Genomic DNA, 23,142 nt, shown 5'->3' on the forward strand with positions numbered 1-23,142 from the left:
GTTACGGGTGCGGCTGGTCGTCCGGCCAGACCCCGATGTGGTCCTGCTCCAGCTCCAGCATCACGCGGTGCTCCATCCCGAGCGCCTCCGTGTAGTCGGCGGGCAGCTGCAGGCGGCCCGCGCGGTCGAGCATCGCGTATTCCCGCGCCACCTGGGACTCCAGGCCCGTCGCTGCGTCGACCTCGGTGCGGCGCAGCACCTCGGAGGACGTACGGCCGTCACGGATGGCGACCGTGCGGCGGACCTCGCTCGCCACCGCCTGGTCGTGCGTGACGATCACGATCGTGGTGCCGAGCTCCTCGTTGGCGCGGCGGAACGCGGCGAAGACCCGCTCGCCGGACGCCGAGTCGAGTTCACCGGTCGGTTCGTCGGCGAGCAGCACCGACGGATTGTTGGCGAGCGCGACGGCGATCGCCACCCGCTGCTGCTGGCCGCCGGAGAGCTGCTGCGGGCGCCGGTCGCGGCACTCCTCCAGCCCCAGCATCCGCAGCAACGACTCGGCGCGCTCGGCCCGTTCACGGCCCCGGCCCCGGCCGCGCAGCTGCATCGGCAGGGTGATGTTCTGTGCGGCGGTGAGGTACGGGAGCAGATTCCGGGCCGTCTGCTGCCAGACGAACCCGACGATGTCCCGGCGGTAGCGGAGCCGTTCCTTCGGTCCCATCGACAGCAGATCGCACCCCGCGACCTTCGCCGACCCGGCCGTGGGCACATCGAGGCCCGCCAGGATGTTCATCAGGGTCGACTTGCCGCTGCCGGACGCACCGACCAGGGCCATCAACTCGCCTTCGGTGACCAGCAGATCGAGGCCCTGGAGGGCCTGCACCTCCACCCCGTCCGCGGAAAAGATGCGGACCAGTCGGTCGCAGGCGATCAGCGCGTCGTGCCCGTAGGAGGGCCGGTCGCGGCGTGCGGTGGCCCGCTGTTCGAGCTCGGCCAGCGTGGTGTCGGTCGACGGCGACGTCATCGGGGGTCTCCTGCCCTGAGTTCGGTGATCGGTCCGCGGCGGCCCGCCCACCAGGCCTGGACGGCGGCCACCGCGGCGGTGAGGACGACCACGCCGAGCGCCGGAAGCGTCAGCGACCACGGGTCGGCCCGCAGCGCAATGGTGTCGTCTCCGCCGGATTCCGGCCCGGCGGAGAGAGCCAGGCTCACCAGGTCGACGCCCGGCGCCAGCAGGGCGGTCGTCGCCCATCCGACGAGCAGCCCGCCGGCGGCGGCCAGCAGCGCCTGCGGCATCGCTTCGAGGCCGAGGAGCCGTCTGCCCTGCCGGGAGGTGAGGCCCATGGTCCGCAGCCGGGCCAGCAGGGCGGTGCGTTCCGGCGCGGTCTGCAGCAGCGACAGCAGAACGGCGAGCAGGGCGTAGCCCGCGCCGGCCGCGATCGCCGCCGCGTAGATCTTCTCTGCGCCCCGCTGCACGGGGGTGTCGACGAACGCCTCGCGTGTCTCGGAGCGCAGCCGCACGGAGACGTCCTTGCCCGCGTGGTGTGCCGCCGTGCGCAGTGCCTTCGCGTCCGGGGAGCCGCCGGTGACCAGCAGGGTGGTGGTCTGCCGGCGGGTGAGCGACGCGGCGTCGACGATCAGGAAGTCGCTGTCGGAGACGGCGGGAGTGCGCGTGACGGTACCCGCCACCCGCACCGTGAAGTTCCCGGCCGCCGCGGAGAGGTCACGTGCCCGGTCGCCGAGCCGCTCGGCGACGGACGGCGAGGCGATGACGGGCAGCACCGGGTCCTTCGGCGGCGCGGACTTCTTCGCTGCCGCGGAGGCCTTCAACCGGTCGGCGGGGAACGCCCCGAGGCCGGTCGCGCGGGCCAGCCGGGCATACGTCGCCGGGTCGACGCCCACCAGGGTGGCGTCCTTCGTGTGCTGGTCCCCGGTCCCGTCGGCCGGCAGCACCACGTCGTACTCGATCTGCACGCGCGCCACCTCCCGCACGCCGCCCGCTTTCCGTACCTCCCGGATCAGGCGGTCCGGCAGCGGCACGGAGTTGCCCGGGCCGCTGATCCGGGCGTCCGCGCCGATCGCGCGCACCGCCGCGTCGTCCCGCGCGTCCGCGATGCCCGCGAGCACCGAGCCGCCGAACGCCGCGGTGGTCAGCGCGATCAGCAGTGCGAGCAGCGGGAGCGTGCCACCCGCCGAGGTGCGCCCGGCGCGGGCCAGCGACAGGAATCCGACCGCGCCGCGCCGCCGGGCGACGGAGCGAGAGGCGAGACGCAGCGGCAGCGGAAGAATCCGTACGAGGACCAGGGCGGCGATCAGACCGACGAGTACGGGGGCGGCGCTGACCAGCAGATCGCCGCCGCCGGAGCCCGTACCGCGCCGGCGCAGCGCGACGACCGCGCCGACGGCCAGCACCAGCAGGGTGAGCTCGGCGACCGTGCGCCGTCGCGACGGGCGGGCGTCCATCAGGTCGTCGCGGGCTCCGTGCAGCCGCGGCCTGCGGTGCGGCAGCGCCGTACACAGCGGCAGGGCGACGCAGACCAGTACGGCGACGGCGACCGCGCCGGTGACCGAGGGCCACAGCCGGGCGTCCCCGATGGTCAGTACGGCGATCAGCAGACCCAGCGCCGCCGCGGGCACCGTGATCACCACCGTCTCGGCGAGCAGCCGGCCGCCGATGCCGCGCAAGGATCCGCCGCGTGAGCGCAGCAGGGCCAGTTCGCTGCGGCGCCGGCCGCCCATCAGTCCGATGGTCATCAGCAGGACGACGGCGGCGACGGCTCCGATGCCCACGGCGGCGACCATGACGACCGGGCCGATCGCCTGACGCAGGGTGTCGTACCTGGTGAGGATCGTGTCCAGGTCGGTCGTGAGCGCGGCGTTCTCGCCGGCCACCGCACGCAGGTTCACCAGTCCCGGACCGCCCTCCAGCGAGGCGATCGACGAGCGCAGGGCCGCCACGTCGGTGACGGTGAGGGGGGAGGCATCCGGTGGGATCCGCCAGAACGCCTCCGGCTGACCGGCGGTGGCGAGCAGCGCGGGCGCGGCGTCCGGCGGCAGCAGGACAGCCCCGATCCAGTAGTAACGCGGGATGTCACGCGTCGGTTTGGCCACCAGGGACGGGGTCCGGAGCAGTGGCTGGACCGACCAGTAGGCGGCCGCGGGACGCTCCGGGGTGACGATGCCGGTGATGCGCACGGTCAGTGGTGTTCCGCCCTGGGTCGGTACGGAGATGGCCGAGCCGACCTTGATCCGCAGGGCTTTCGCCGTCTCTTCGGTGACCGCGCCCTCCACCTCAGGCGTGCCCGCCGTGACCGTGCCGTGGACGGCGGGCCAGGTCCCGGTGCGCAGGCTGGCGTGGTCCGGCAGGTCCGACAGGGTCGAGTAGGTCAGCTCGGGGTCGATGAGGGACGGCCGCGGCAGCCAGCCCTCCTGCGCGGAGATCGGTTTCCCGGTGCGGAAGCCGTACGCGGACTGGGCGGTGTCGGGCCGCACCACGTCGGGCAGCCCGGACAGCACCCTGCGATGGACGGACGCCAGCGACGCCGCACTCACCGCTTCCTCACGCCGGGGCTGGGGCACCTGCAGATCGGGCTGCGGCGTGCTCAGCTCCAGCACACTGAGCCGGGGGTCCGCGGCGGCGATGTCATGGCGCAGCCCCTCGTTCTCGTAACGGTCGACGGCACGTGGGAAAGCGGCGGCGAGGAACGCCGTCAGCAGCACCAGCAGCCCGAGCGCCCAAGCCGTGCCGGGAGCGGTACGCAGCCGGGTACGGACCCAGGGCGCACAGGCGGCGGGGGCGCGACGGTCTCGAACGGAACGCGCACTCATGTCAGTTGTCCCCCTGGTGGCGCAGCGAGGTCGCGGGGTCGGCGCCGCGCAGGGCGAGAAACACGACGATCAGCAGCGGCAACGCGGCGACACCCGCCAGCAACGCGGCCACCTGCCCGGCCGGCAGCTGCACCAGCACCGGGGGCACCGGCGCGGTGGCCTGACCGGTCAGCACGATGAGCGGCACGACGGCGAGGTTCAGTACGGCCCCGAGCGCGGCCCCGACCAGCAGCGCGATCGCGATCAGCACGCCCTGCTCGGCGGCGATCATCCGGGTCAGCCGTCGGCGCGGCGTCCCCAGCGCCCGCAGGACGGCGAACTCGGCGGTCCGTTCGCGCTGCGCGCCGGCGGCGCTCACCGCGAAACCGACCGCGGCCAGGGCCGCGGCGACGACGGCCACCGCGGGCAGCGCGGACTGCGGCCCGGCGCCCAGCGGATCGCTGACCAGTTCCTGGGCGATCTCGTCGCGCACCTCGACCTGAGCCGGATCGGTGTAGGGCTGTGCCCGCAGCGCGGCGGCGACCTTTCCGGCCTGTCCGGGGGCGGTGCTCAGCCACCACTCGACGGGGGTGAGCACGGTGCCCGGACGGTGTGCGAGGACCTGGCCGACGGCCCTGAGGTCGAGCAGCAGCGCGCCGCCGTCCCGGGCCCGGTCGGAGCCGGTGACGGAGGCATCGGAGCCGGTGCCGGGGCCTGTGGTCGGCAGCCTGCGCACCACATCCGCGATCTTCACCCGGACCGTCTCGCCGGCCAGCGTGATGTCGACGCTCTGCCCCTTCCTCGCTCCGGCGGCCTTCAGATACGCGTCGGTGACGATGGCGTTCGGCGTCGGCGCCTTCGGACGGGGCGCGATGGCCCGTACGGAGAAGGCGGGCGACTCCCACGCGTCCGGGGCCGAGCCGGTGTCGTACCCGAAGGCCAGCAGGCTCTTCGCGGAGACCGTCACGTACACCGGATCGCCGGGCTGCTCCTCGCCGGGCTGCTCCTCATCGGATCCGGCGGCGGCGGTCTGCGTGGCGTCCCAGGCGAACCCGTCGGGCACCGGGACCGCCTGCTCGGTGCCGTCGGCCGTCACTGTCCTGAGGGCGCCGATGTCGACCCGGTGGGACTCGCTCCGGCCGGTCGGCCGGTTGCCGTCCAGCTCGAACCCGGTCACCGCGAGATCACCCGCGGCCGCCACCGCGAACGCGAACGGATGCGTTTTCCCGTCGACGGGTACGGCTCCGGCCGGTACCCGGTACGGGAAGCCGTAACGATCCTCCAGCAGCACGGTGACGAGCGGCGCGGTGCCGGACGGCGACGGCCGCGCGGGCGCCCCGGCCACCGTGATCCGCACGTCGAACCGGACCTGTTCACTGCGCTGCGGCAACAGCAGCCCGGCCCGTGCGGTCCTCGGCGGGGCGAGCGAGTCGAACAGCCGCTCCCGAGGCCCGTCACCGAGGTCGCCGCGCATCAGCATCCGCTCGTCGGCGTGCGCGGTGTCCAGGGCGAGGATCTCGGCGGTGCGTTCACCGGAGAGATCCAAGGTCGTACGGAACGCGGGCGCCGCCTCCCGTACGCCCGGCAGCCGCGCGTAAGCGCCCGCCTTCGCCGGATCGTCCTCGACACTGCCCACCACGCGCACCGACGCACCAGCCTTGAAGTCCGCCTGGTCGCCCTGCGAACGGTCCCAGGAGGCGCGCTGCCCGATCGCCAGCATGCCCATGGCGACCGACAGGACCAGCAGCAGCACCGGTCCGGCATTGCGCAGCGGGCGCCGGCTGAACTGCCAGCCGGCCAGTGCCGTGATCAGCCCCCGGCCGCCCGCCGCACGGCGCTCCGCGAGCCGGGCCGCGGGCGGCAGCAGACGCAGCGTCAGTACGGTGCCCGCGAGCAGCAGCAGGGCGGGAGCCGCGACGAGCAGCGGATCGACGCCGAGACCGCCCTGCCGGTCACCGCTCAGCACGCCGCCGCCGGAGCCCGTGGTCTGACGGTCGAGCTGCCAGTACGCCACCGCCGCGATCACCAGCAGACCGAGGTCGGCGCCCGCCCGGAGCGGCGCGGGCAGCGCGACGGCGCGGCGGGAACGACGCTCCCCTGCACCGGCCGCCAGCGCGGGCGCCACGACGGCCAGCGCACACGTCAGCGCGGCGACGGCGGAGACCAGCCACACGGTGGCGGTCGCGCCCCCGTCGAGCCGCAGCCCGATCCGGGACAGCGCCCCGCGGTCCGCAAGCAGCCGTGTCAGCGGCCCGGCGAGCAGCGGGGCGAGGAGCGCCGCGGGCAGCGCGAGCAACAGAGCCTCGATGGCGGCGAGCGCGGTGACGCGTCCGCGCGATCCGCCGCGGGCCCGCAGCAGCCGGGTCTCCCCGTCGCGCTCACTGCTCAGCAGCCGGGCCACCAGCAGCAGCGCGTAACCGGCGAGCATCACCAACTGGACGGCCACGATCATCAGCGTCGAGCGGGAGACCAGCAGCGCCCGGTCGATCTGCTCCAGCACCTGGGGGAGTGAGGTCCGCACGGTGGCCCCGCTCCTGAAACCGGGGGCGGCCTGCAGCTTCTTCGGAGCGGCCGTGGCGGCGCTGTGCAGCGCCGCGGTCCGGCCCGTGGTGACGGTGCGGAAATCTGCGGTTGTCAGCCACGACATCGTGCCGGAGCTCATCCGTCCGGAACGGAGCACGGCAGGATCGGTGAGCAGCGGACCGTACGTCGTGAAGGCGACCTTGCGGATGCCGCGCCCGCCGAGTTCGTCCAACTGCCAGTACGGGTCGGCCTGGTCGGACGCCTCGTACACGCCGGTGATCAGGACGCGCACCGGCTTGTCGTCCAGCCGGTCGGTGAGGGTGAGCCGCGAACCGGGCCGCAGCTTCAGGGCCCCGGCGGCGGTGTGCGGCAGGGCGACCTGGACGGGATCGCCGGCCCTTCCGTTCCCGGCCGCGGGCATGCGGCCCGCGGTCAGCCGGACGCGGCTGCGGTCGAGCGCGGCGAAGTGGGTGAGGTCCGGGTCGCCGCCCCGGACGTCCGAAGCCTGTGGACCGCCCGGCAGCGCGTACGAACCCGACGTCTCCAGGGTCCGGACGGTCACGGGCAGGCCGTCGAAGGTGTCGCGGGCGGTTCTCCGCGCGGTCGCGTCGGCCGCGTCCCGCTGCGCGGGCATCACCTGCGCGGACACGACGAGGGAGGCGGCGGACGCCGACCGATGCGTGAGGGCGTGGCGCAGCGCCGCGTCGCCGACGGAGCCGGAGAACGCGGTGAGCGCGGCCAGCACCGAGGCGGTGAGCAGGATCGCGAGGACAGCGGCGGCGAGCAGGAGCCGATAGGCCCTCACCCGGAGAAAGACAAACCCCGTCACACGTGCCCCCTTGGACCCTCACCGCACACACGCCCCCCGGCGATGTAGGGATGCTTTCAGGAAGCACGTGCAGTTGGAAACCGCTTGTGTGCGCACCTTGATGGGATCGTGACCGTTAATCGGATACGGAGGAACGCATTCCGCACCCGGCGCGGGGGACAGGGGCGTGTTCTCAGCCCTCGGTGTTCACCATCGAGGCGGCGGCATAGGTGAGGTAGTCCCACAGCTGCCGCTCGTGCTCCGGCGCCAGTCCGAGCTCGTCCAGGGCGACCCGCATATGGCTCAGCCACGCGTCGTGCGCCGCCCGGTCCACCCGGAACGGAACGTGCCGCATCCGCAGCCGGGGATGTCCGCGCTGCTCACCGTAGGTACGGGGACCACCCCAGTACTGCATCAGGAACAGCCTGAACCGCTCCTCGGCCGGACCGAGATCCTCCTCCGGATACATCGGCCGTAGCAGCGGGTCCTCGGCGACCCCCTGGTAGAAGCGGTGCACCAGGCGCCGGAAGGTCTCCTCGCCGCCGACCTGCTCGTAGAAGGTCTGCTCCTGCAGCGTGTCGTGCGGAATGTCAGTCACCCGTCCATCGTCGCAGACGCACCGGCCGAGGACCGGGGTCCTAGGTCCTGCCCTCGGATCGCCGTCCGCCGGCCCCGACCCGCCCCGGCCCGGTTCCTGGCCCCGGGGCCCCCGGCGCAGGAAGGTGGAGGTATGGACGACGCGTACCCGGATCGGTTCGCCGCGGCCGCCGCCGAGGAGCGATGGGCCATGGTGCGCGGGATCGTGGCCGGTGGGGCGCTGGGCGACCCGCAATGGCTGGCCGCGTTCGAGGAGGTGCCGCGGCATCTGTTCGTGCCGTACTACTTCGTGGGCGGTGGATTCGACCGCCTGTGGTGCGAGGACCCCGATCCGGTCAGGCGGGCCCAGTGGCTGCACGGGGCGTATGCGGACGGGGCGCTGGCCACCCGGATCCGGGACGGTGAGCTGATCTCGTCGAGCAGCCAGCCGTCGCTGATGGCCCGGATGCTCGAAGAGCTGGATGTACGGGAAGGGCAGCGGGTCCTGGAGATCGGCGCGGGCAGCGGCTACAACGCGGCGCTGCTCGCACACCGGCTCGGTGACGACGCCGTGACCACTGTCGACCTCGACCCGGAGATCACCGAGTCGGCCCGCCAACATCTGGCGGCGGCCGGATACCGCCCGGCGGTGATCACCGGGGACGGGACACGGGGCTGGCCCCCGCGCGGCCCGTACGACCGGATCATCGCGACCTGCACCCTGCCGTGCGTACCGCAGGCCTGGCTGGACCAGTGCACGCCCGGTGCACGGATACTGGCGCCGTTCGCCACCGGACTGATCGCGCTGCAGGTACGGGAAGGGGCGCACGGGAAGTACGCCGAGGGCCGGTTCCTGCACACGCCCGCGTACTTCGTACCGCTGCGCGGCACACCGCCGCGGCCCGCGCGGCGTCCGCACACCGGCGCACTGCCGAGGCGCGTCAGCGACAACGAACTCTTCCGGTTCCTGCTGGCGCTGACCGAGGCCACCCTCGACCCGCGCGGGGCCCTCTCCCTCTGGCAGCGCGAGCGGCGCCCCGAACGGGAGAGATTCGGCATCACGGTCCGGGACGGGCGGCAGTGGGCCTGGCTGGACGACCCCGAGGGGCCGTACGCCTGGCCACTGCCCAACGGGTAGCGCGGGTCAGTCCCGGCGGATCGTGATCGTCGTCCACGCCCCGACGTGCACCCGGTCGCCGTCCTGGAGCGGGACGGGGACATAGGGCTGGACCGGGTCCTCGGCGCCGTTGAGCGTGGTGCCGTTGGTGGAGTTCTGGTCGACCACGGCCCAGCCGCCGTCGGGCTGCTGCACCAGCACCGCGTGCTGGTGCGAGACGCCCGGGTCCTCCGGCGGCACGGACAGATCGATGTCGGGGGACTCGCCGGTGCTGTGCCTGCGGCGACCGATGGTGATCTGGTTGCCGGTCAGCGGAAGCTGCTGTTCCGGGGAGTACGCGGGCAGGTTGAGCCCGGTCGCCTCGGGACCGCTGCGCTGCATCATCGCCAGGAAGTACTCACGGTCCGGGGCGATGACCGCGGTCCAGGTCGCGGGCGGCTGGTTCTGGTTCTGACCCGGGAACGGCGGCTGCTGCTGCGCCGGGGCCGGCGGCTGCGGGGCCTGCGTCCGGGACGGGGGCGACAGCATCCAGTCGTCGTCATCGCCGGACTGCGGCCCCTGCGGCCCCTGTGGCGGGGCAGGTGGCTGGGGGGCCTGCGGGGCGGGTGGACCGGGCCGCTCGAACGAGGGCGGCGCCGACTGCTGCTGGAACGGCGGCGGCGGGGTCTGCTGCTGGAACGGCGGGGGCGGCGCGGTCTGCTGCTGGAAGGACGGTGCAGGCGGCGGCCCCTGCTGCTGGAACGGATGCGGCGGCTGCGGTGACTGCGGACCCGGTGGCTGCGGACCCGGCGCCGGGGGCCCGGGCCGGCTTCCCTGGTCGGGGGAGAGCGGTTCGGCCGGGCGGTTCACCTGCGAGGGCCGCGAGCCCTGGTACTCGAACGGATCACGCTGCTGCTGAGGGCCCGGCGGCTGCTGTGCCTGGAAGCCGGGCGGCAGGTTGAGACCGGGCGGAGGGCCGGGAAGGCTGTGGGACGGCGCCAGCGGCGTGTACGACGTCGCGGTGTTCGTGAGGAAGTTCCAGCGGCACTCCTCGCAGAACGGCGCCATGGCCTCACGCGGTGTGCGGCACTGCGGGCAGAGCTCGGCCTGCTGGGTCGCATCGGGGCCCTGCGGGAAGCCGTAACCGGGAGCGGGCGGCGGGGGAGGCGGCGGGGGGACTGCACCCGCAGGCGCGCCCGCCCCGGCCATGCGATGGCCGCAGACCTCGCACCAGTCATCGGAACCCGACTGGTGTCCGTTCGGGCATGTCGGCATGTCGGCGCTTCCCCCTCTCCTCGTCCGGCCCTGGGGCCGTCATTTTTTCTTGCTCTTCGCCACCCGGCGGATCGCTCCGGCCGGGCGGCTCGACTGTGCGGCTGTGTGGTTATTTCTTGACACGAACGGTCTTGGTCGAGCGTGTTTCGAGTGTCATCGAGTCGGCTTCCGCGACCTTCGCCTTCAGTCGCACAGTACCGGTCGCGGCATCGACGACGTCCACCACCTTCGAAAGCAATTTCGCAGTGTCCTCGTTCCCTGACGCCGATGCCAGCTGTACCGCACGGCCCAGTTTCGCCGTCGCGCCGTCGAAGTCTCCCGACTTGCGGGCATCGAGCCCCTGCTGGATGACTTGTGCCAGTTCCGCCTGGCCCGTGTAGTGCGCGACCTGCGGGTTGATCGAGGTGGACGCCACCATGTCCTCCGTCCACACCGCCCGTACCAGGCCCTGCGAAAGGGTCTGCGGGGCCCCGCCCGACGGGTCGGGGAGGATCAGCGAGACCCTGGACGCCAGCATCTCCTGCCCGATGCCGGCCTCCGGCACCTTTACGCACACGTGGTAGTCGCGGGACTCGTCTCCCCAGGAACCTGTGGGATAGTCCCCGGCGCGGGGGCCCGCCTCGGTGCGGCGGTCGGTCAGATCGACGACCGTCGGTGCGACCTGTTTCACGAACTTGATCTCGACCCCGACGGGCGTCCAGAGCCGCAGCGCGACATCCGCGACCTCCTTGCCCATCGCGTTCTCCATCATCTGCGTGAAGTCCGCAGCCAGCCCCGCCGGGTCGGCGACGATGTCGGCCGTGCCGAGCAGCGCGGAGGCTATGGCTGTGACCTCTTTCACCTCCCAGTCGGTGCCGACACCACGGGCGTCACAGGTGAAGCGGCCCGCGCAGGATTCGAGCGCGGCCCGCAGATCCTCCGGCGCCTCGTGCTCGTTGCGGCCGTCGGTGAGGAGGATGCCGTGCCGGATCTCCACATCGGCGGCGCCGAGCAGCCGGTCCGTCAGCCGCAGCCAGGTGCCGATCGCCGTACCGCCACCGGCGCTGAGCGCACGCAGGGCCTCCTTCGCCTGGGCCTTGGTCCGCGCATCGGCGACGGCGAGCCTTCCGTTGGCCGGGTAGACCTCCTTGGCGACGTGCGTACCGCCGACCACGGCGAACGAGGTGCCGTCGCGCAGGGTGTCGATGGCCGCGGCCGTCGCATCGCGGGCGTTGCGCATCTTCGTCGGCGGATAGTCCATCGAACCGGAGCAGTCGACCATGATCACCACGGCGGCTTTCGGCGCCTGCCCCGGTACGTGCGTGGGTGTTGCGGCCGCACCGGACAGCGGGACGCCGCCGGTGGTACCGCCTCCGGTCGAGGTGACCGTGACGATCGCGTTGACCTCGCGACCGCCCTCCGGCAGATATTCGTTCTGGTACACCTCGACGGAGAACTGCGGCACGTTCGACTTGGAGAAGTTGGCCATCTGATCGGCTCCTTGAGGCTCCAGGTGTCAGATGAAGACAGCTGTGAGGGCAGAAACGCGGGCGAACGCGGGCGAACGCGGGCGAGGGTGTCACGGATGGAGTGGGCGGACGGAAACGGAATCAAGCGTTACGGAATGGGACTCATGTGTTGCCGCAGGCCGATCCTGCCCCCTGAGGCGGTACCGCGAACGGCAGCAGAGCCACTGTTACGTTGTCGTGGCCCCCACCGTCGAGCGCATGACCCACCAGCACCTGGGCGCCGTGCAACGGCCGCAGCTGGGCATCGTCCGGCACCGCCGCGGCCATCTCGGCCGCCGACTCCGCGTAGTTCCACAGGCCGTCCGTGCACACCACCACGAGACCGGACCGGTCCGGTTTGAAGGACGCGGTGTGCGGCTCCAGTTCGTACGCGTCGGCGCCGAGCCACCCCGTGATGGCGTGGGCGCGCTCGTCCGCGTACGCCTCGGCCTCGTTCATCAGGCCCGCCGCCACCATCTGCGCGGCCCAGGAGTCGTCCTCGGTCAGCCGGGCGGGCGGGTTGGTGCGGTCGTCCGGCACCCAGTAGACGCGGCTGTCGCCGACCCAGCCGACGACCAGCAGACCGCCCGCCATCACCGCGCCGACCAGGGTGCACGCCGGGGCGTTCTGGTGGCGGTGCGGGGCATGCTCCATGGCCTGGCCGGGCTCCTCGGCCAGGGAGTTGACCGACTCCGAGGCCGCGACGATCGCCTCGTGCATCGCCTGCTGCGGATGGGTGCCGCGCGGCAGCGACTCCAGAAGCGCTTCGTTGGCGGCGCTCGCGGCGGCCGCCGACGCCTCGTCGGGGCGGCTCGCCGATGAGACGCCGTCACAGACGATCGCGACGACGGCCGGTGAACCGTCGGGCAGGGCGGTGGTCGACACCGCGAACGAGTCCTCGTTGCGGTGGTGGCGCAGGCCCCGGTCGCTGACGGCAGCCACCGAACCGAGCTCCTGCTCCATGTGGTCGCGCTCGCGCGGCTGGGCGTGACCGCAGTTCTCGCAGTAGCCGTCGTTGTCGACACGGCCGGCGCGACAGGCCACACACAGTTTGATGCCGGCCGGTGGCGTGGAGGGCAGCTCCGCGGCAGGGGTACGGGGGTCGGGTGCGGACGCAGACACCTCGGCGGACGGCCTGGATGCGGGCGCGGCCCCAGGTGCGGCCCCGGGGGCGGCCAGCTCGAAGTCGCCCGATCCGTCCGGCTCGTCGAACCGGACCGCTGCCGGGCGGGCCGCCGGAGTGCGGGCGGCGGCCGCCGCGCCGTTCTCCGCCGGCACGGCCATGGCGATCGTCGGGCGGTCCTGCGGCGGTTCGGGCACGGCCGACAGGTCGTACCCGCACGCACCGCAGAACAGGTCCCCCGGCTCCAGCGGCTCCTCGCAGCCGGGGCACTTCGACAAGGCCGTCTCCTGGGGCTTCTGCGACATTTTCACACCCACGTCCGGGGGCGGAAACGGTTGGCCCGCTCCACCAGTTCGATCCTCTCGTCGCCGGGCTCTGCAAGCCGGGCGAGCATCCGGTACGAACGCTCCAGCCCGAAACGCAGGCCGCGCTCGTCCAACTCACTGCCGAGCAGCGTTCTCGGCCCGGGCGACCCGGCAGGCGCGTGCGGCTGCGGGGCCGAGGGCAGAGCCGTCGGACTACCGGAGAGTACCCAGTCGAGCGCCGTCCCCAGCACCTCTGTCGACAACTGCTCGCGGCGTACCGCGTCCAGACCGAAACCGGCCAGCCCCGAGACCTGGTCGGCGGCGGCCGTCAGATCGGCGATCAGCGGCTCGTCCGGGGACCGTTCACGCAGCCGCGCCCGCACCGCGGCGACCCTGGCCGCCGTGTAGTGGATCGACGCCTCCGGCACGGACTCCAGCGTCGTCACGGCGCCGGCCCGGTCCCCGGCGGCGATCTGCACCCGGGCCAGGCCGAACGCGGCGCTGACGAAGCTCGGGTCGGTCGTCCACACCAGGCGGTAGTACTCGGCGGCGTTGTCCAGCTGGCCCAGGACCTCCGCGCAGATCCCCAGCGCCAGCTTGGGCGCCGGCTCGCCGGGGAACGCGTCGTACACCGCGTCGAAGGAGAGCGCCGCGTTCTCGTTGTCACCGGTCACCAACGAGGTGATGCCGCGGTACCAGACGACCCGCCAGTCGTCCGCGTGCCGGCCCTCCAGCGCCGTCAGGGTCTGCCCCGCGGCGCCGAGTTCGTGCATCTCCAGACGGGCACGCAGCTCACGCAGCCGGGTCTCCAGCGAGGCCGCGGGTACGGCGTTCAATGCGGCAATCAGTTCGGCGGGGGCGGTGGCCATCAGTCCGGCGAGGAAGCCCGCGTTGGGGTCGCTCGCGTCGACCCGGGGCACGGGCAGCGCGAGCGAGGTGGCCCGTGCGTCGAGCCCGGCCGGCCGGGGGCCGTTCGGGACGTACGGCCCCGACGGCGTACCGGGATCGGTGGCCGGGACACGGGGGGCCGGAATCGCGGCCCGGGTCTGCGCGTACGAGAAGGCCGCACCGCTCCGGCGAACCGCACCGCTCTGGCCCGCCCCGTTGCCCGCCTGTACGTGGGTGGGCGGCGCGGTCAGCGGACCGGCACCCGCCGCGGCGTGCCCGGGTGCGGGCGGAGCGCCCGCGGGCAGCGTGCCCGGCCCCGTGGCTGTGCCCGGGGCCGCACCGGCCACCGACCCGTTCCGCCGCCGCCCGAAGCGCCCTGAGGACGCCGGAGCGACAGCCCGTGCCCCCAGCCGCGACACATCATCCGTCAGCTCGGCGAACAACTGCGTGTCCGTGACCCGCACTTCCGTACCGAACAGCGTCGACAGCGCAGGCCGCGGCCGCCCCGTCTGCAGCGACACCACCTCGCGCAGCACACCCGTCAGCTGCTCCGCCATCTCCGCCGCAGAGGCGAACCGCCGCGCCGGATCCGGGTCGGTGGCCCGCACCAGCAGCCGGTAGAACGACTCATAGGTCCGGAACACCTCGATGTTGTCCGGGTCCGGCAGCGAGTCCACGAAGACGTTGGTGTAGCCCTGGAAGTCGAAGGTGAGCACCGCGAGCGTCCGCGCGACCGTGTACAGATCGGAGGCGACCGAAGGGCCGACCTCGGCGACCTCCGGAGCCTGATACCCCACCGTGCCGTAGATGGCCGACTCGTCGTCGTCCATTCTTCGGACCGCGCCCATGTCGATCAGCTTCAGCTGGTCCTCGGTCTGGATCGCGTTGTCGACCTTGAAGTCGCAGTACAGGAGGTTGCGGCTGTGCAGATGGCCGAGCGCCTCCAGCGCCTCGATGCCGTACGCGCACGCCTGCTCGACCGGCAGCGGATCGCGCTTCCCGGCCGGGGTACGGCGCTCGTTCGCGATCTCCTTGAGCGCCTTGCCGCCGACGTACTCCATCACGATGTAGCCGTCGAGCGAGCCGGTGCGCTGGTCGAGATGCTCGACGAAGTTGTAGATCCGGACGATGTTGGAGTGCTCGATCTCGGCGAGGAAGCGGCGCTCCGAGATGGCGGCCGCCATGGCGTCCTGGTCACCCGTGTCGAGCAGGCCCTTGAGGACCACCCAGCGGTCGGACACCGCACGGTCGACCGCGAGATAGACCCAGCCGAGCCCGCCGTGCGCCAGACAGCCCACGACCTCGTACTGGCCGTGCACGATGTCGCCCTCGTGGAGCTTGGGCACGAAGGAGTACGGATGGCCGCACTTGGTGCAGAACCCCTCCGTGCGGCCCGCCCGTTCGCCGCGCGCCCGGCCCACCGGGGCCCCGCAGTCCGAACGCGAACAGAAGCGCTTCCGCTCCGGCACCTCCGGGTTCTCCATCACCGCGGAGCGCGGGTCGGGACGCGGCACGTCCGGCACCTGCACCAGGCCCGCGCCCAGCCTCCCCCGGCCGGACGACGCGCCCGTGGACGAACCGGAGGAACGGACCGACACCGAACGGGACGTGGCGCCACCGGACAGCGAGCGCGAGAGCCGCCCCGAAACGGAACGCCGCGAGGTCGACGAGCGGGACGAGGAACGCGAGGACGCCCGGGACGAGGACCGCGAACTGCTGTTGCTGCCCCGACTGCCCCTGCTGCTCGCGCCACCGCCGCCCGCGATCCCGGTCGGCGGCGAACTCACCATGCCCGTCGGCGACACGACCGGAGCCAGACCGCAGGTGTCGCAGTACAGCTCACCGCCGCCCACGTCCTCGTAATTGCCCTCGCACGCGGGGCGCTGGCACTGCGTACTCATGGTCCGTCCCCCTGTTCGCCCCGCCGACGCGGCGGCCCTTCCACCTTGCACCTGCCTGTACTCATCGCCGGTCCTCCGGTCCCGAGGTCCGGCGCTGGGACAGCAGTTCGGCCGCCGCCTCCTGATAGCGCAGCACCGCCTGCGTGGCGACCCGCAGATCGCACGGTGCGCTCCACAGCATCCGGCGCGCCGCGTCGTACCGCTCGATCAGCAGCGGGTCCTCGGCCATCCCGTGCCGGGCGACCTTCGCCTTGTACGCGTCGAGCCTGCCGCGCAGCTCCGCCCGTACGGCCAGCGGGGCCGTGACCGCGGTCAGCGACTCCCGGGCCCGCAGCAGTTCCTCCTCGGCCTCCCGCTCCAGCGTCTCCAGGAGCGGGGAGAGCCGGTGCCACTGGGCATGCCTGCGGTACTCCGAAGCGGCGGCCAGCCGCTCCTGGAGTGCGGTCGCCGGGCCGCTGACCGCCGGCACCTCGGAGGCGGCGATCTTCGCCAGCACTTCGCCGCGCGCAGACCGGGCCTCGGTCAGGGTGCGGTCCGCGCGGGAGAGGACATCACGCAGGTGGACCAGACGTTGCTCGGCGTCCTGCCGCACCGCGAGCACCGCCTCGATCTCGCGGCGTACGTCGTCCAGGGCGCGGGCCGCCCGGTCGTAGCGCGTGGTGTCGGGGCGTCCGCCGCCGGGCGCCGAACTTCCGGGGCCCGACAGCCAGAACGCGAGCGGGTCGGAGATCACCTGGACCCGCAGCGTCGTCAGTTCATGGGTGATCGCCTCCAGGTCGTCGCCCGCCGGGTGTTCTCCGGGCCGTACACCGACGGAGTGCGCCAGCGAGCGGGTGCGGTGCAGCTCGGCGGCGAGGAGATCTATCCGGGCGGGCAGTGCGGACCACACGGAGTCGGAGGCGACGACCATGTCCAGCGAGCGGGCGTACAGGTCGTTCATCCGGGCGACCAGCTCCTCCAGCGTGAACCGCTCGGAGAGCTTGGCCGGGCCCGTGATCGACGGATCGGGGCGGCCGGCCGCATGTGCCACGGTGACACCCTGGCCGCGCAGCAGCTCGGTGAGGGACACCAGGTCGTCCCGGTTGGGGTGGCGCCGGCGGGCCCGCACCGCGCGGGCCTCGGCCAGCGCCCCCGCGTAGGCGTCGAAATACCCCCACAGCAGTGTGATCGACTGCTCGGTGGAGGCCCAGCGTTCCTTGGTGACACCGGTCAGATCGGCGCCTTCCAGGAGCCGGCGGCCCGCATGGTCCTGCAGGGCGAGGAGCGAGGTCTCGATCGCCTCGTGCTCCGCGCCCAGCCGGGCCAGCGCACGGTCCGCCTCGTCCCGGTCCATGACCGGGCCGGGGGGCCTCCCCGCGTAGCCGGGGAAGGGGCCCGCGACGCCCATCGATCACCTCTCCGCTCTTCCTGCCGGGACGGGCCCGACAGGATCAGTGCCACTGTCTCGCCGGTCCGGTCCGCGCCGTCGCGCACACCTGACCGGCCCGGCGCTAATTGCTTCGGTACTTGGGGGCCGGCGGCGCCGATATCCCCGGCAGACCGGCCTCCAGCCACTTCCGGTACGACACCATCCAGGGGCTGTCCGCACCACCCCTGCGGTAGTCGACCAGCACCTGGTTGACCCGGGCCACCAGATCGTTCGCACCGCGCTTCGTCGCCACGCCGTAGTACTCGGTGGTGAACGGCTTGTCGCCCTTGAGCTCGACCGCCGGGTCCTGAGCGGCCTGGCCGGCCGCCAGCGCGTTGTCCGTGACCACCGCGTCGACCTCGCCCAGTTGCAGCCGCACCAGGCAGTCCAGCTGGTTGGGGACGGTGAGCCGGTCCTCGTCCGCCTCGGTGCCGTCGTGCTCGTCCTTGAAGACCGAGCCGAACGACTGCCTCTCCAGCGCCTCGTACGCGGTGGAACCCTCGGCGGTGCAGATCCGCTTGCCGGCCAGGGACTTGTCGAACCCGGTGATCGTCGAGTTCTTCGGTGCGAGGACCTGCTGCCCGGCCTGGAAGTAGGCCGTGGAGAAGGAGACCTGGTCCAGCCGGCTGCAGTTGATCGTCATCGTCCGGACGACGACATCGACCTTGTCGTTCTCCAGAGCGGCGATCCGCTGGTTGGTGGGGATGGCCCGGAAGATCACCGCGTCGGGATCGCCCAGGATGTCCTTGGCGATGGCCCGCACCAGATCGATGTCGAAGCCTTCGAGCTTGCCTGTCCCCGAATTTTCGAGCTTGTCCGTCTCCGGTTTGCGGTATCCCCAGCTGAAGCTGTTCTGGTCGACGCCCGCGATCAGCTTTCCGCGCGCTTTGATCTTCGCGATGCTCGGGCCGTCGGCGCTCGACGGCGTCAGGCTGGCCTCCGGGTCCGTGCAGTCGTCGGCCCGGGCCTGCACCACCTGCGCCGTACCCGGCCCCGAAGGGTCCCCGCCGAAGGCGCCGGCGCCGCCGTGGGAGAGCGGCAGCAGGGTGAGCGAGGCCGTCACCGCGCAGGCCACGGCCATGCCCGTCACCCCGCCCCAGCCGCGCAGCCTGCCGCGGGTGGACCCAGGGCCCGTGCGCTTCCTGGTCATCGCTCCCCCTCTCACCGGTACTCCGAGAGCCTACGGTTGACCCCGACGATCGCGGCGAGGGCACCCAGTGCGGCGAGCGCGGCGGCCCCGATCGGCAGCCCGCCCAGCGCCCCGCGCCCGCCCTTCGCGGCCCGGGTGAACTCGCCCTGCTCATGGGCGAGCGCCTGCTTCAGCGCCTCGTCCACCCGGTTGAAGGACTCACCCGTCGAGTTCCTCGGCCCGATGATCTGCTTCAGCGCGCCCTCGTAGTCGCCGTTGTCGTCGGTCGTGCGGGCGGTCCGGTGGCGGCCCTGCCACTCGGAGACACCGCTGATGGCATTCGCCACCGGCCCGCTCCCCTGGGAGTCGTCGGCGAGCTTCCTGGCTTTCCCCAGTTCTTCACCGAGGGCCTTCATGCCCGTGTTGTAGTCGGTCTCGTACTTGTCGTCCTTGCCGTCCGGGGTGAGTACCGCGCCGCGGGCGACAAGAGTGAGGTTCTCATTGGCGCGCGCCTTCAGCGAGTCGATCCGCGCATGATTGAGGACATTGAGGGACTGCTGCCCGTGCACATCGGCGTCCAGCAGTTCGGACCGCGCCACCGTGTGCCCCACGGCCAGCCACAGCAGCACCACGGTGGACGCGGCGGTCGCGACGAGCAGCCCGTGGTTGAAGACCCGGTTCGTCCTGCGGTAGTTGCGCCGCTGCGCCCAGAACAGTGCGGCCAGCGCCACGACACCGAGCCCGAGCGAGAGGAACGGCCAGGCCCTGGCCGAGTCGTTGTCCCGGTCGAGCCGCCCGGTCTCCGCCGTGTACAGCCGCTCGGCGGCCGGCAGCAGTACGTCGGTCATCTTCTGGTTCGCGTACCGGAGATAGGCGCCGCCCAACGGCAGGCCCTGCCGGTTGTTGGCACGGGCCCGCTCGATCAGGCCCGCGTAGCGGGGGAGCTCCTCGTTGAGTGTGGTGATCTCGTGCCCGGAGCTCGTCGACGCGTCCGTGTTGGCCGCGGCCTTCACCAGTAGCCGGGACGCCTCCTTGATGTCCTTGTCGTACCGGTCGTGGACATCGCGCGGCTCCTGCGCCCCGGCCAGGAAGCCGCTCGCCGCCGCGGTGTCGGCATCGGCCAGCGAGCGGTAGATGTCCGCCGCGTCGGCGCTCAGCGGCTGGCTGCGGCTCACCACGTCGTCGGCCGCGGCCGCCCGGTCGGCGATCTCGAACGCCGTCACGGCCCCGAACGCCACGACGAGCAGGGCCAGTACGGCCCCGATGATCTGGAGCCTGCCCGGTTCGGTCGTCGCCGCGGCCTGCAGCCGGTCCGCCGTCGCGGACCAGGCACCGCGCTGCGGCGGAGCGGGCACGGTCGCGGGCACGGGCGGCTGAGCCCGCGCGTGTTCCGGCGCCGTGCGTACATTCGGCGGGTATGTCACTTGACCTCCCCCTCGGTCACTGACGGTGGCCCGGCCCCCCGGCCGATCGGAGGACTGGTACCCGGCCAGAAGTATGGCCGCAGGGACCGACATCCACACCAGGAACGCCTGGATCCTGCACCGGTCCACAGATGGTAGTCACACGCATTCGATCAAGGCCTGAGCCGCCGATCAAGCCGATCGGCGGACCAATCCCCGAAGCGGACCGATCTCCCCACTCATGAACACGTCCGGGACAACTGAACGGTTCCCGTGCGCAAGGGGCGTCCTGCGACGCGAAACGCCGCAGGACGCCCCTTGAGTCGGGAAACCGTCTCAGCCGTACTGCGTACGCAGCCTCTCGTGCACCCCGGCAGCCGCCCCCGTGTGATCCAGGCCGAGCAGCGCGGCCCCCAGGACCGGAGGCTCCGTCACCACCCGGACCACCGCCTTCGGGGCACGTACCGCGAGGAGTTCGGCGATCCTGTCGTCCAGCTGCGGGTGACGGGCCGCCAGCACCCCGCCGCCCAGTACCACCGGCGCCTCCTCGTCCAGCAGGCCGAGCCGGGTCAGCGCGACCGACGCCATCGCGACGACCTCCTCCGCCAGCCGGTCCACCAGCGCACCCGCCACCGGGTCCCCGGCTGCCGCGGTCGCGAAGAGCACCGGAGTCAGCTCGTGCCTGCGCTCGAACTCGACCCGGCCCAGATGCAGCGCTTCGATCAGCGCGTACATCGAGTCGAGCCCGAAGTGTCCGGGCAGCACACGGGCCAGCTCGGTCGTCTCACCGCGGCCGTCCTCCGCCCGCGAGGCGAACCACATCGCCTCCTCGGCCAGCCCCGAACCGCCGCCCCAGTCACCGGATATCCGGCCTATGGCAGGGAAGCGCGCGGTCCGCCCGTCCGGCACCATGCCGACACAGTTGATCCCCGCACCGCAGACGACGGCCACACCCCGCGGTTCGTCCACCCCCGCACGCAGAATCGCGAAGGTGTCGTTGCGCACCTCGACCGTGGCTCCCCAGCCACGGGCACGCAGCGCCGCCGCCAACTGCTCCTCCTCCACCGGAAGATCGGCGTTGGCGAGGCAGGCCGACACATGCGCGACGGAGTCCACCGGTTCGCCGGACAGCTCCAGCGCCCGGCCGACGGCCGCACCGAGAACGTCCACGGCCGCCTCGATCCCCACGACCGGCGGCTGGAAGCCACCGCCGCGGGCCGCCGACAGCACCGTTCCGTCCTCACCGATGAGTGCCACATCGGTCTTGCTGTTCCCCGCATCGATCGCGAGGACCGAAGCGTTCACGCCCACGCCAGGTGCTCCCGGTTGTGCGCGATCAGCTTGTCGGTGAGCGCCTCGGCGTACTCGAACTGACCGATCAACGGGTGCGCGAGCAGCGCCTCGAACACCCGGTCCCGGCCACCGCGCAGCGCGGCTTCCAGAGCAAGGTCCTCGTACGCCGTCACATGGGCGATCAGACCGGCGTACAGCGGGTCCAGCTCGGGAACGGCGAGCGGGGTGGCGCCCGTCCCGTCGACCCTCGCCTGCACCTCGATCACCGCGTCGTCCGGCAGGAACGGCAGCGTCCCCCTGTTGTACGTGTTGACCACCTGCACCGGGGTGCCGCCCGAGCCGAGCAGCGAGGACGCCAGGTCCACGGCCGCCTCCGAGTAGAAGGCGCCGCCGCGCTTGGCGAGCAGCGCGGGCTTCTCGTCCAGCGCCGGGTCGCCGTACATGGCGAGGAGTTCCTTCTCCATCGCGGCGACCTCGGCCGCCCGGGACGGCTTGGTGCCGAGCTCCCGTACGACCTCGTCGTGCGCGTAGAAGTACCGCAGGTAGTAGGAGGGGACGACGCCGAGCCGGTCGACGATCGCCCGGGGCATGCGCAGATCGTCCGCGATCGCGTCGCCGTGTTCGGCGAGCAGCTTCGGCAGGACGTTCTCGCCGTCCGGGCCGCCGAGGCGGACCCCGAGCTCCCAGGTCAGGTGGTTGAGCCCGACATGGTCGAGGTGCACCTCACCGGGCGTGACATCGAGGAGCCTGGCGAACTTGCGCTGGAAGCCGATCGCCACGTTGCACAGGCCGACGGCCTTGTGCCCGGCCTGGAGCAGCGCCCGGGTCACGATGCCGACCGGGTTGGTGAAGTCGATGATCCAGGCGTCCGGGTTGGTCCGGCGGACCCGCTCGGCGATGTCCAGGACGACCGGCACGGTGCGCAGCGCCTTGGCGAGGCCGCCGGCGCCGGTGGTCTCCTGGCCGACGCAGCCGCACTCCAGCGGCCAGGTCTCGTCCTGGTTGCGGGCGGCCTGGCCGCCGACGCGCAGCTGGAGCAGGACGGCGTCGGCGTCGGCGACGCCCGCGTCCAGGTCGGAGGTGGTGACGATCCTCCCCGGGTGGCCCTGCTTGGCGAAGATCCGCCGGGCGAGGCCGCCGACGAGCTCCAGGCGGTCGGCCGCCGGGTCGACGAGCACCAGCTCCTCGATGGGCAGCGTGTCCCGCAACCGGGCGAAACCGTCGATCAGTTCAGGTGTGTAGGTGGACCCGCCACCAACTACTGCGAGCTTCATAGGTCAGCCCTTTACTCCGGTCAGTGTGACGCCCTCGACGAATGCCTTCTGTGCGAAGAAGAAGACGAGGATCACGGGGGCCATGACCAGTACGGTCGCGGCCATGGTCAGGTTCCAGTCGGTGTGGTGTGCGCTCTTGAAGGAGTCCAGGCCGTAACTGAGCGTCCAGGCAGCGGGGTTCTCCGACGCGTAGATCTGCGGGCCGAAGTAGTCGTTCCAGGCGTAGAAGAACTGGAAGAGGGCGACGGCGGCGATGCCAGGCTTGGCCATCGGCACCACGACGCGCATCAGGGTACGGAACTCGCCGCAGCCGTCGACCTTCGCCGCGTCGAGGTACTCGTTCGGGATGGTCAGCAGGAACTGCCGCAGCAGGAAGATGGAGAACGCGTCGCCGAACGCCATCGGGATGATCAGCGGCCAGAGCGTGCCGGACATGTCCAGCTGCTTGGCCCAGAACAGATACATCGGGATGACGACGACCTGCGGCGGCAGCATCATCATCGAGATGACCAGCATCAGCGACAGATGCCGGCCGCGGAAGCGGAACTTGGCGAGCGCGTAGGCCACGGGCAGCGACGAGACGACCGTGAGGACGGTGCCGAGCCCCGCGTACAGCAGGGTGTTGCGCCACCAGGTCAGGAAGCCGTCGGTCTCGAAGACCCGCCGGTAGTTGCTCCACTCGAAGGGGTGCGGCCACAGATCGCGGGTCAGCGCCTGCTGGTCGCTCATCAGCGAGGTGAGCAGGAGGAAGACGAACGGCAGCACGAAGAAGAGCGCGGCGGCGACGCCGAGCGCGTGCACCGCGATCCAGTTCAGCAGCGACTTGCGCCGCGCGACGCGTTCGGCCGGGGTGGCCGGGCCGGTCGCGGGGCCGGCCGTCTTCACGGCGTCGAGAGTCTGCGCCAC

The 23,142-nt window shown here is 72.3% G+C and carries 15 protein-coding genes; 1 reads left to right on the plus strand and 14 read right to left on the minus strand.

Annotated features, from left to right (window positions below; all coding sequences use genetic code 11):
• Position 1: 1 nt before the first annotated feature.
• The 4 genes from NRF20_RS29815 to NRF20_RS29830 form a co-directional block, all read right to left on the minus strand.
• Positions 2 to 964: an ATP-binding cassette domain-containing protein gene (locus tag NRF20_RS29815; protein WP_327275188.1), complete on the minus strand. Its 963-nt coding sequence runs from the start codon at positions 962 to 964 to the stop codon at positions 2 to 4.
• Positions 961 to 3,768 (minus strand): FtsX-like permease family protein, encoded by a 2,808-nt coding sequence (locus tag NRF20_RS29820; protein WP_398628786.1) that lies wholly within the window; start codon positions 3,766 to 3,768, stop codon positions 961 to 963. The genes NRF20_RS29815 and NRF20_RS29820 overlap by 4 nt, the downstream gene beginning before the upstream one ends.
• Position 3,769: 1 nt before the next feature.
• The gene (locus tag NRF20_RS29825) at positions 3,770 to 7,099 is read right to left on the minus strand and encodes an FtsX-like permease family protein (RefSeq protein ID WP_413753637.1); all 3,330 of its coding nucleotides are present in this window, start codon (positions 7,097 to 7,099) and stop codon (positions 3,770 to 3,772) included.
• A gap of 172 nt (positions 7,100 to 7,271) precedes the next feature.
• Positions 7,272 to 7,676, minus strand: coding sequence for a globin (locus NRF20_RS29830; protein WP_413753638.1), 405 nt, complete (start codon positions 7,674 to 7,676; stop codon positions 7,272 to 7,274).
• A gap of 132 nt (positions 7,677 to 7,808) precedes the next feature.
• Between NRF20_RS29830 and NRF20_RS29835 the strand changes: the two genes are divergently transcribed.
• Entirely contained in the window at positions 7,809 to 8,792 is a 984-nt protein-coding gene (locus tag NRF20_RS29835; RefSeq protein WP_398628783.1) for a methyltransferase domain-containing protein, read from the plus strand.
• 6 nt (positions 8,793 to 8,798) lie between these two features.
• Here NRF20_RS29835 and NRF20_RS29840 read toward each other — a convergent pair whose 3' ends face one another.
• The 10 genes from NRF20_RS29840 to NRF20_RS29885 all read right to left on the minus strand — a co-directional run bounded on the left by NRF20_RS29840 (position 8,799) and on the right by NRF20_RS29885 (position 23,142).
• On the minus strand, positions 8,799 to 10,025 hold the full coding sequence (locus NRF20_RS29840) for an FHA domain-containing protein (RefSeq protein ID WP_398628782.1): 1,227 nt from the start codon (positions 10,023 to 10,025) through the stop codon (positions 8,799 to 8,801).
• 109 nt (positions 10,026 to 10,134) lie between these two features.
• Positions 10,135 to 11,493, minus strand: a complete 1,359-nt coding sequence (locus NRF20_RS29845; protein ID WP_413753639.1) for a vWA domain-containing protein — start codon at positions 11,491 to 11,493, stop codon at positions 10,135 to 10,137.
• Between the two features lie 142 nt (positions 11,494 to 11,635).
• On the minus strand, positions 11,636 to 12,946 hold the full coding sequence (locus NRF20_RS29850) for a protein phosphatase 2C domain-containing protein (RefSeq protein ID WP_398628780.1): 1,311 nt from the start codon (positions 12,944 to 12,946) through the stop codon (positions 11,636 to 11,638).
• Entirely contained in the window at positions 12,943 to 15,729 is a 2,787-nt protein-coding gene (locus NRF20_RS29855) for a tetratricopeptide repeat protein (protein ID WP_398628779.1), read from the minus strand. Before NRF20_RS29855 ends, NRF20_RS29850 begins: the two co-directional genes overlap by 4 nt.
• A gap of 61 nt (positions 15,730 to 15,790) precedes the next feature.
• Positions 15,791 to 17,116 carry a hypothetical protein gene (locus NRF20_RS29860; protein WP_413753640.1) on the minus strand — a complete coding sequence of 442 codons (1,326 nt, stop codon included), beginning with the start codon at positions 17,114 to 17,116 and terminating at the stop codon, positions 15,791 to 15,793.
• A 103-nt stretch (positions 17,117 to 17,219) separates the two neighbouring features.
• Positions 17,220 to 18,287: a glutamate ABC transporter substrate-binding protein gene (locus NRF20_RS29865; protein WP_398628777.1), complete on the minus strand. Its 1,068-nt coding sequence runs from the start codon at positions 18,285 to 18,287 to the stop codon at positions 17,220 to 17,222.
• Positions 18,288 to 18,298: 11 nt separating this feature from the next.
• Complete coding sequence (locus NRF20_RS29870; RefSeq protein WP_413753641.1) at positions 18,299 to 19,690, minus strand: hypothetical protein; 1,392 nt, start codon at positions 19,688 to 19,690, stop codon at positions 18,299 to 18,301.
• Between the two features lie 315 nt (positions 19,691 to 20,005).
• The gene (locus NRF20_RS29875) at positions 20,006 to 20,980 is read right to left on the minus strand and encodes an N-acetylglucosamine kinase (protein ID WP_398628775.1); all 975 of its coding nucleotides are present in this window, start codon (positions 20,978 to 20,980) and stop codon (positions 20,006 to 20,008) included.
• Positions 20,971 to 22,236 carry a 6-phospho-beta-glucosidase gene (locus NRF20_RS29880; protein WP_413753642.1) on the minus strand — a complete coding sequence of 422 codons (1,266 nt, stop codon included), beginning with the start codon at positions 22,234 to 22,236 and terminating at the stop codon, positions 20,971 to 20,973. Before NRF20_RS29880 ends, NRF20_RS29875 begins: the two co-directional genes overlap by 10 nt.
• A 3-nt stretch (positions 22,237 to 22,239) precedes the next feature.
• On the minus strand, positions 22,240 to 23,142 hold the full coding sequence (locus tag NRF20_RS29885) for a carbohydrate ABC transporter permease (protein WP_317865877.1): 903 nt from the start codon (positions 23,140 to 23,142) through the stop codon (positions 22,240 to 22,242).

The organism is Streptomyces sp. R-74717, assembly GCF_047305335.1.
Lineage (GTDB): Bacteria > Actinomycetota > Actinomycetes > Streptomycetales > Streptomycetaceae > Streptomyces > Streptomyces atratus.

Excerpts from the sequence above, each read along its gene's own strand:
- NRF20_RS29820 (WP_398628786.1), bottom strand. The coding sequence starts at position 3,768 with ATGAGTGCGCGTTCCGTTCGAGACCGTCGCGCCCCCGCCGCCTGTGCG.
- NRF20_RS29840 (WP_398628782.1), bottom strand. The coding sequence starts at position 10,025 with ATGCCGACATGCCCGAACGGACACCAGTCGGGTTCCGATGACTGGTGC.
- NRF20_RS29865 (WP_398628777.1), bottom strand. The coding sequence starts at position 18,287 with ATGACCAGGAAGCGCACGGGCCCTGGGTCCACCCGCGGCAGGCTGCGC.
- NRF20_RS29860 (WP_413753640.1), bottom strand. The coding sequence starts at position 17,116 with ATGGGCGTCGCGGGCCCCTTCCCCGGCTACGCGGGGAGGCCCCCCGGC.
- NRF20_RS29845 (WP_413753639.1), bottom strand. The coding sequence starts at position 11,493 with ATGGCCAACTTCTCCAAGTCGAACGTGCCGCAGTTCTCCGTCGAGGTG.
- NRF20_RS29855 (WP_398628779.1), bottom strand. The coding sequence starts at position 15,729 with ATGAGTACGCAGTGCCAGCGCCCCGCGTGCGAGGGCAATTACGAGGAC.
- NRF20_RS29815 (WP_327275188.1), bottom strand. The coding sequence starts at position 964 with ATGACGTCGCCGTCGACCGACACCACGCTGGCCGAGCTCGAACAGCGG.
- NRF20_RS29880 (WP_413753642.1), bottom strand. The coding sequence starts at position 22,236 with ATGAAGCTCGCAGTAGTTGGTGGCGGGTCCACCTACACACCTGAACTG.
- NRF20_RS29835 (WP_398628783.1), top strand. The coding sequence starts at position 7,809 with ATGGACGACGCGTACCCGGATCGGTTCGCCGCGGCCGCCGCCGAGGAG.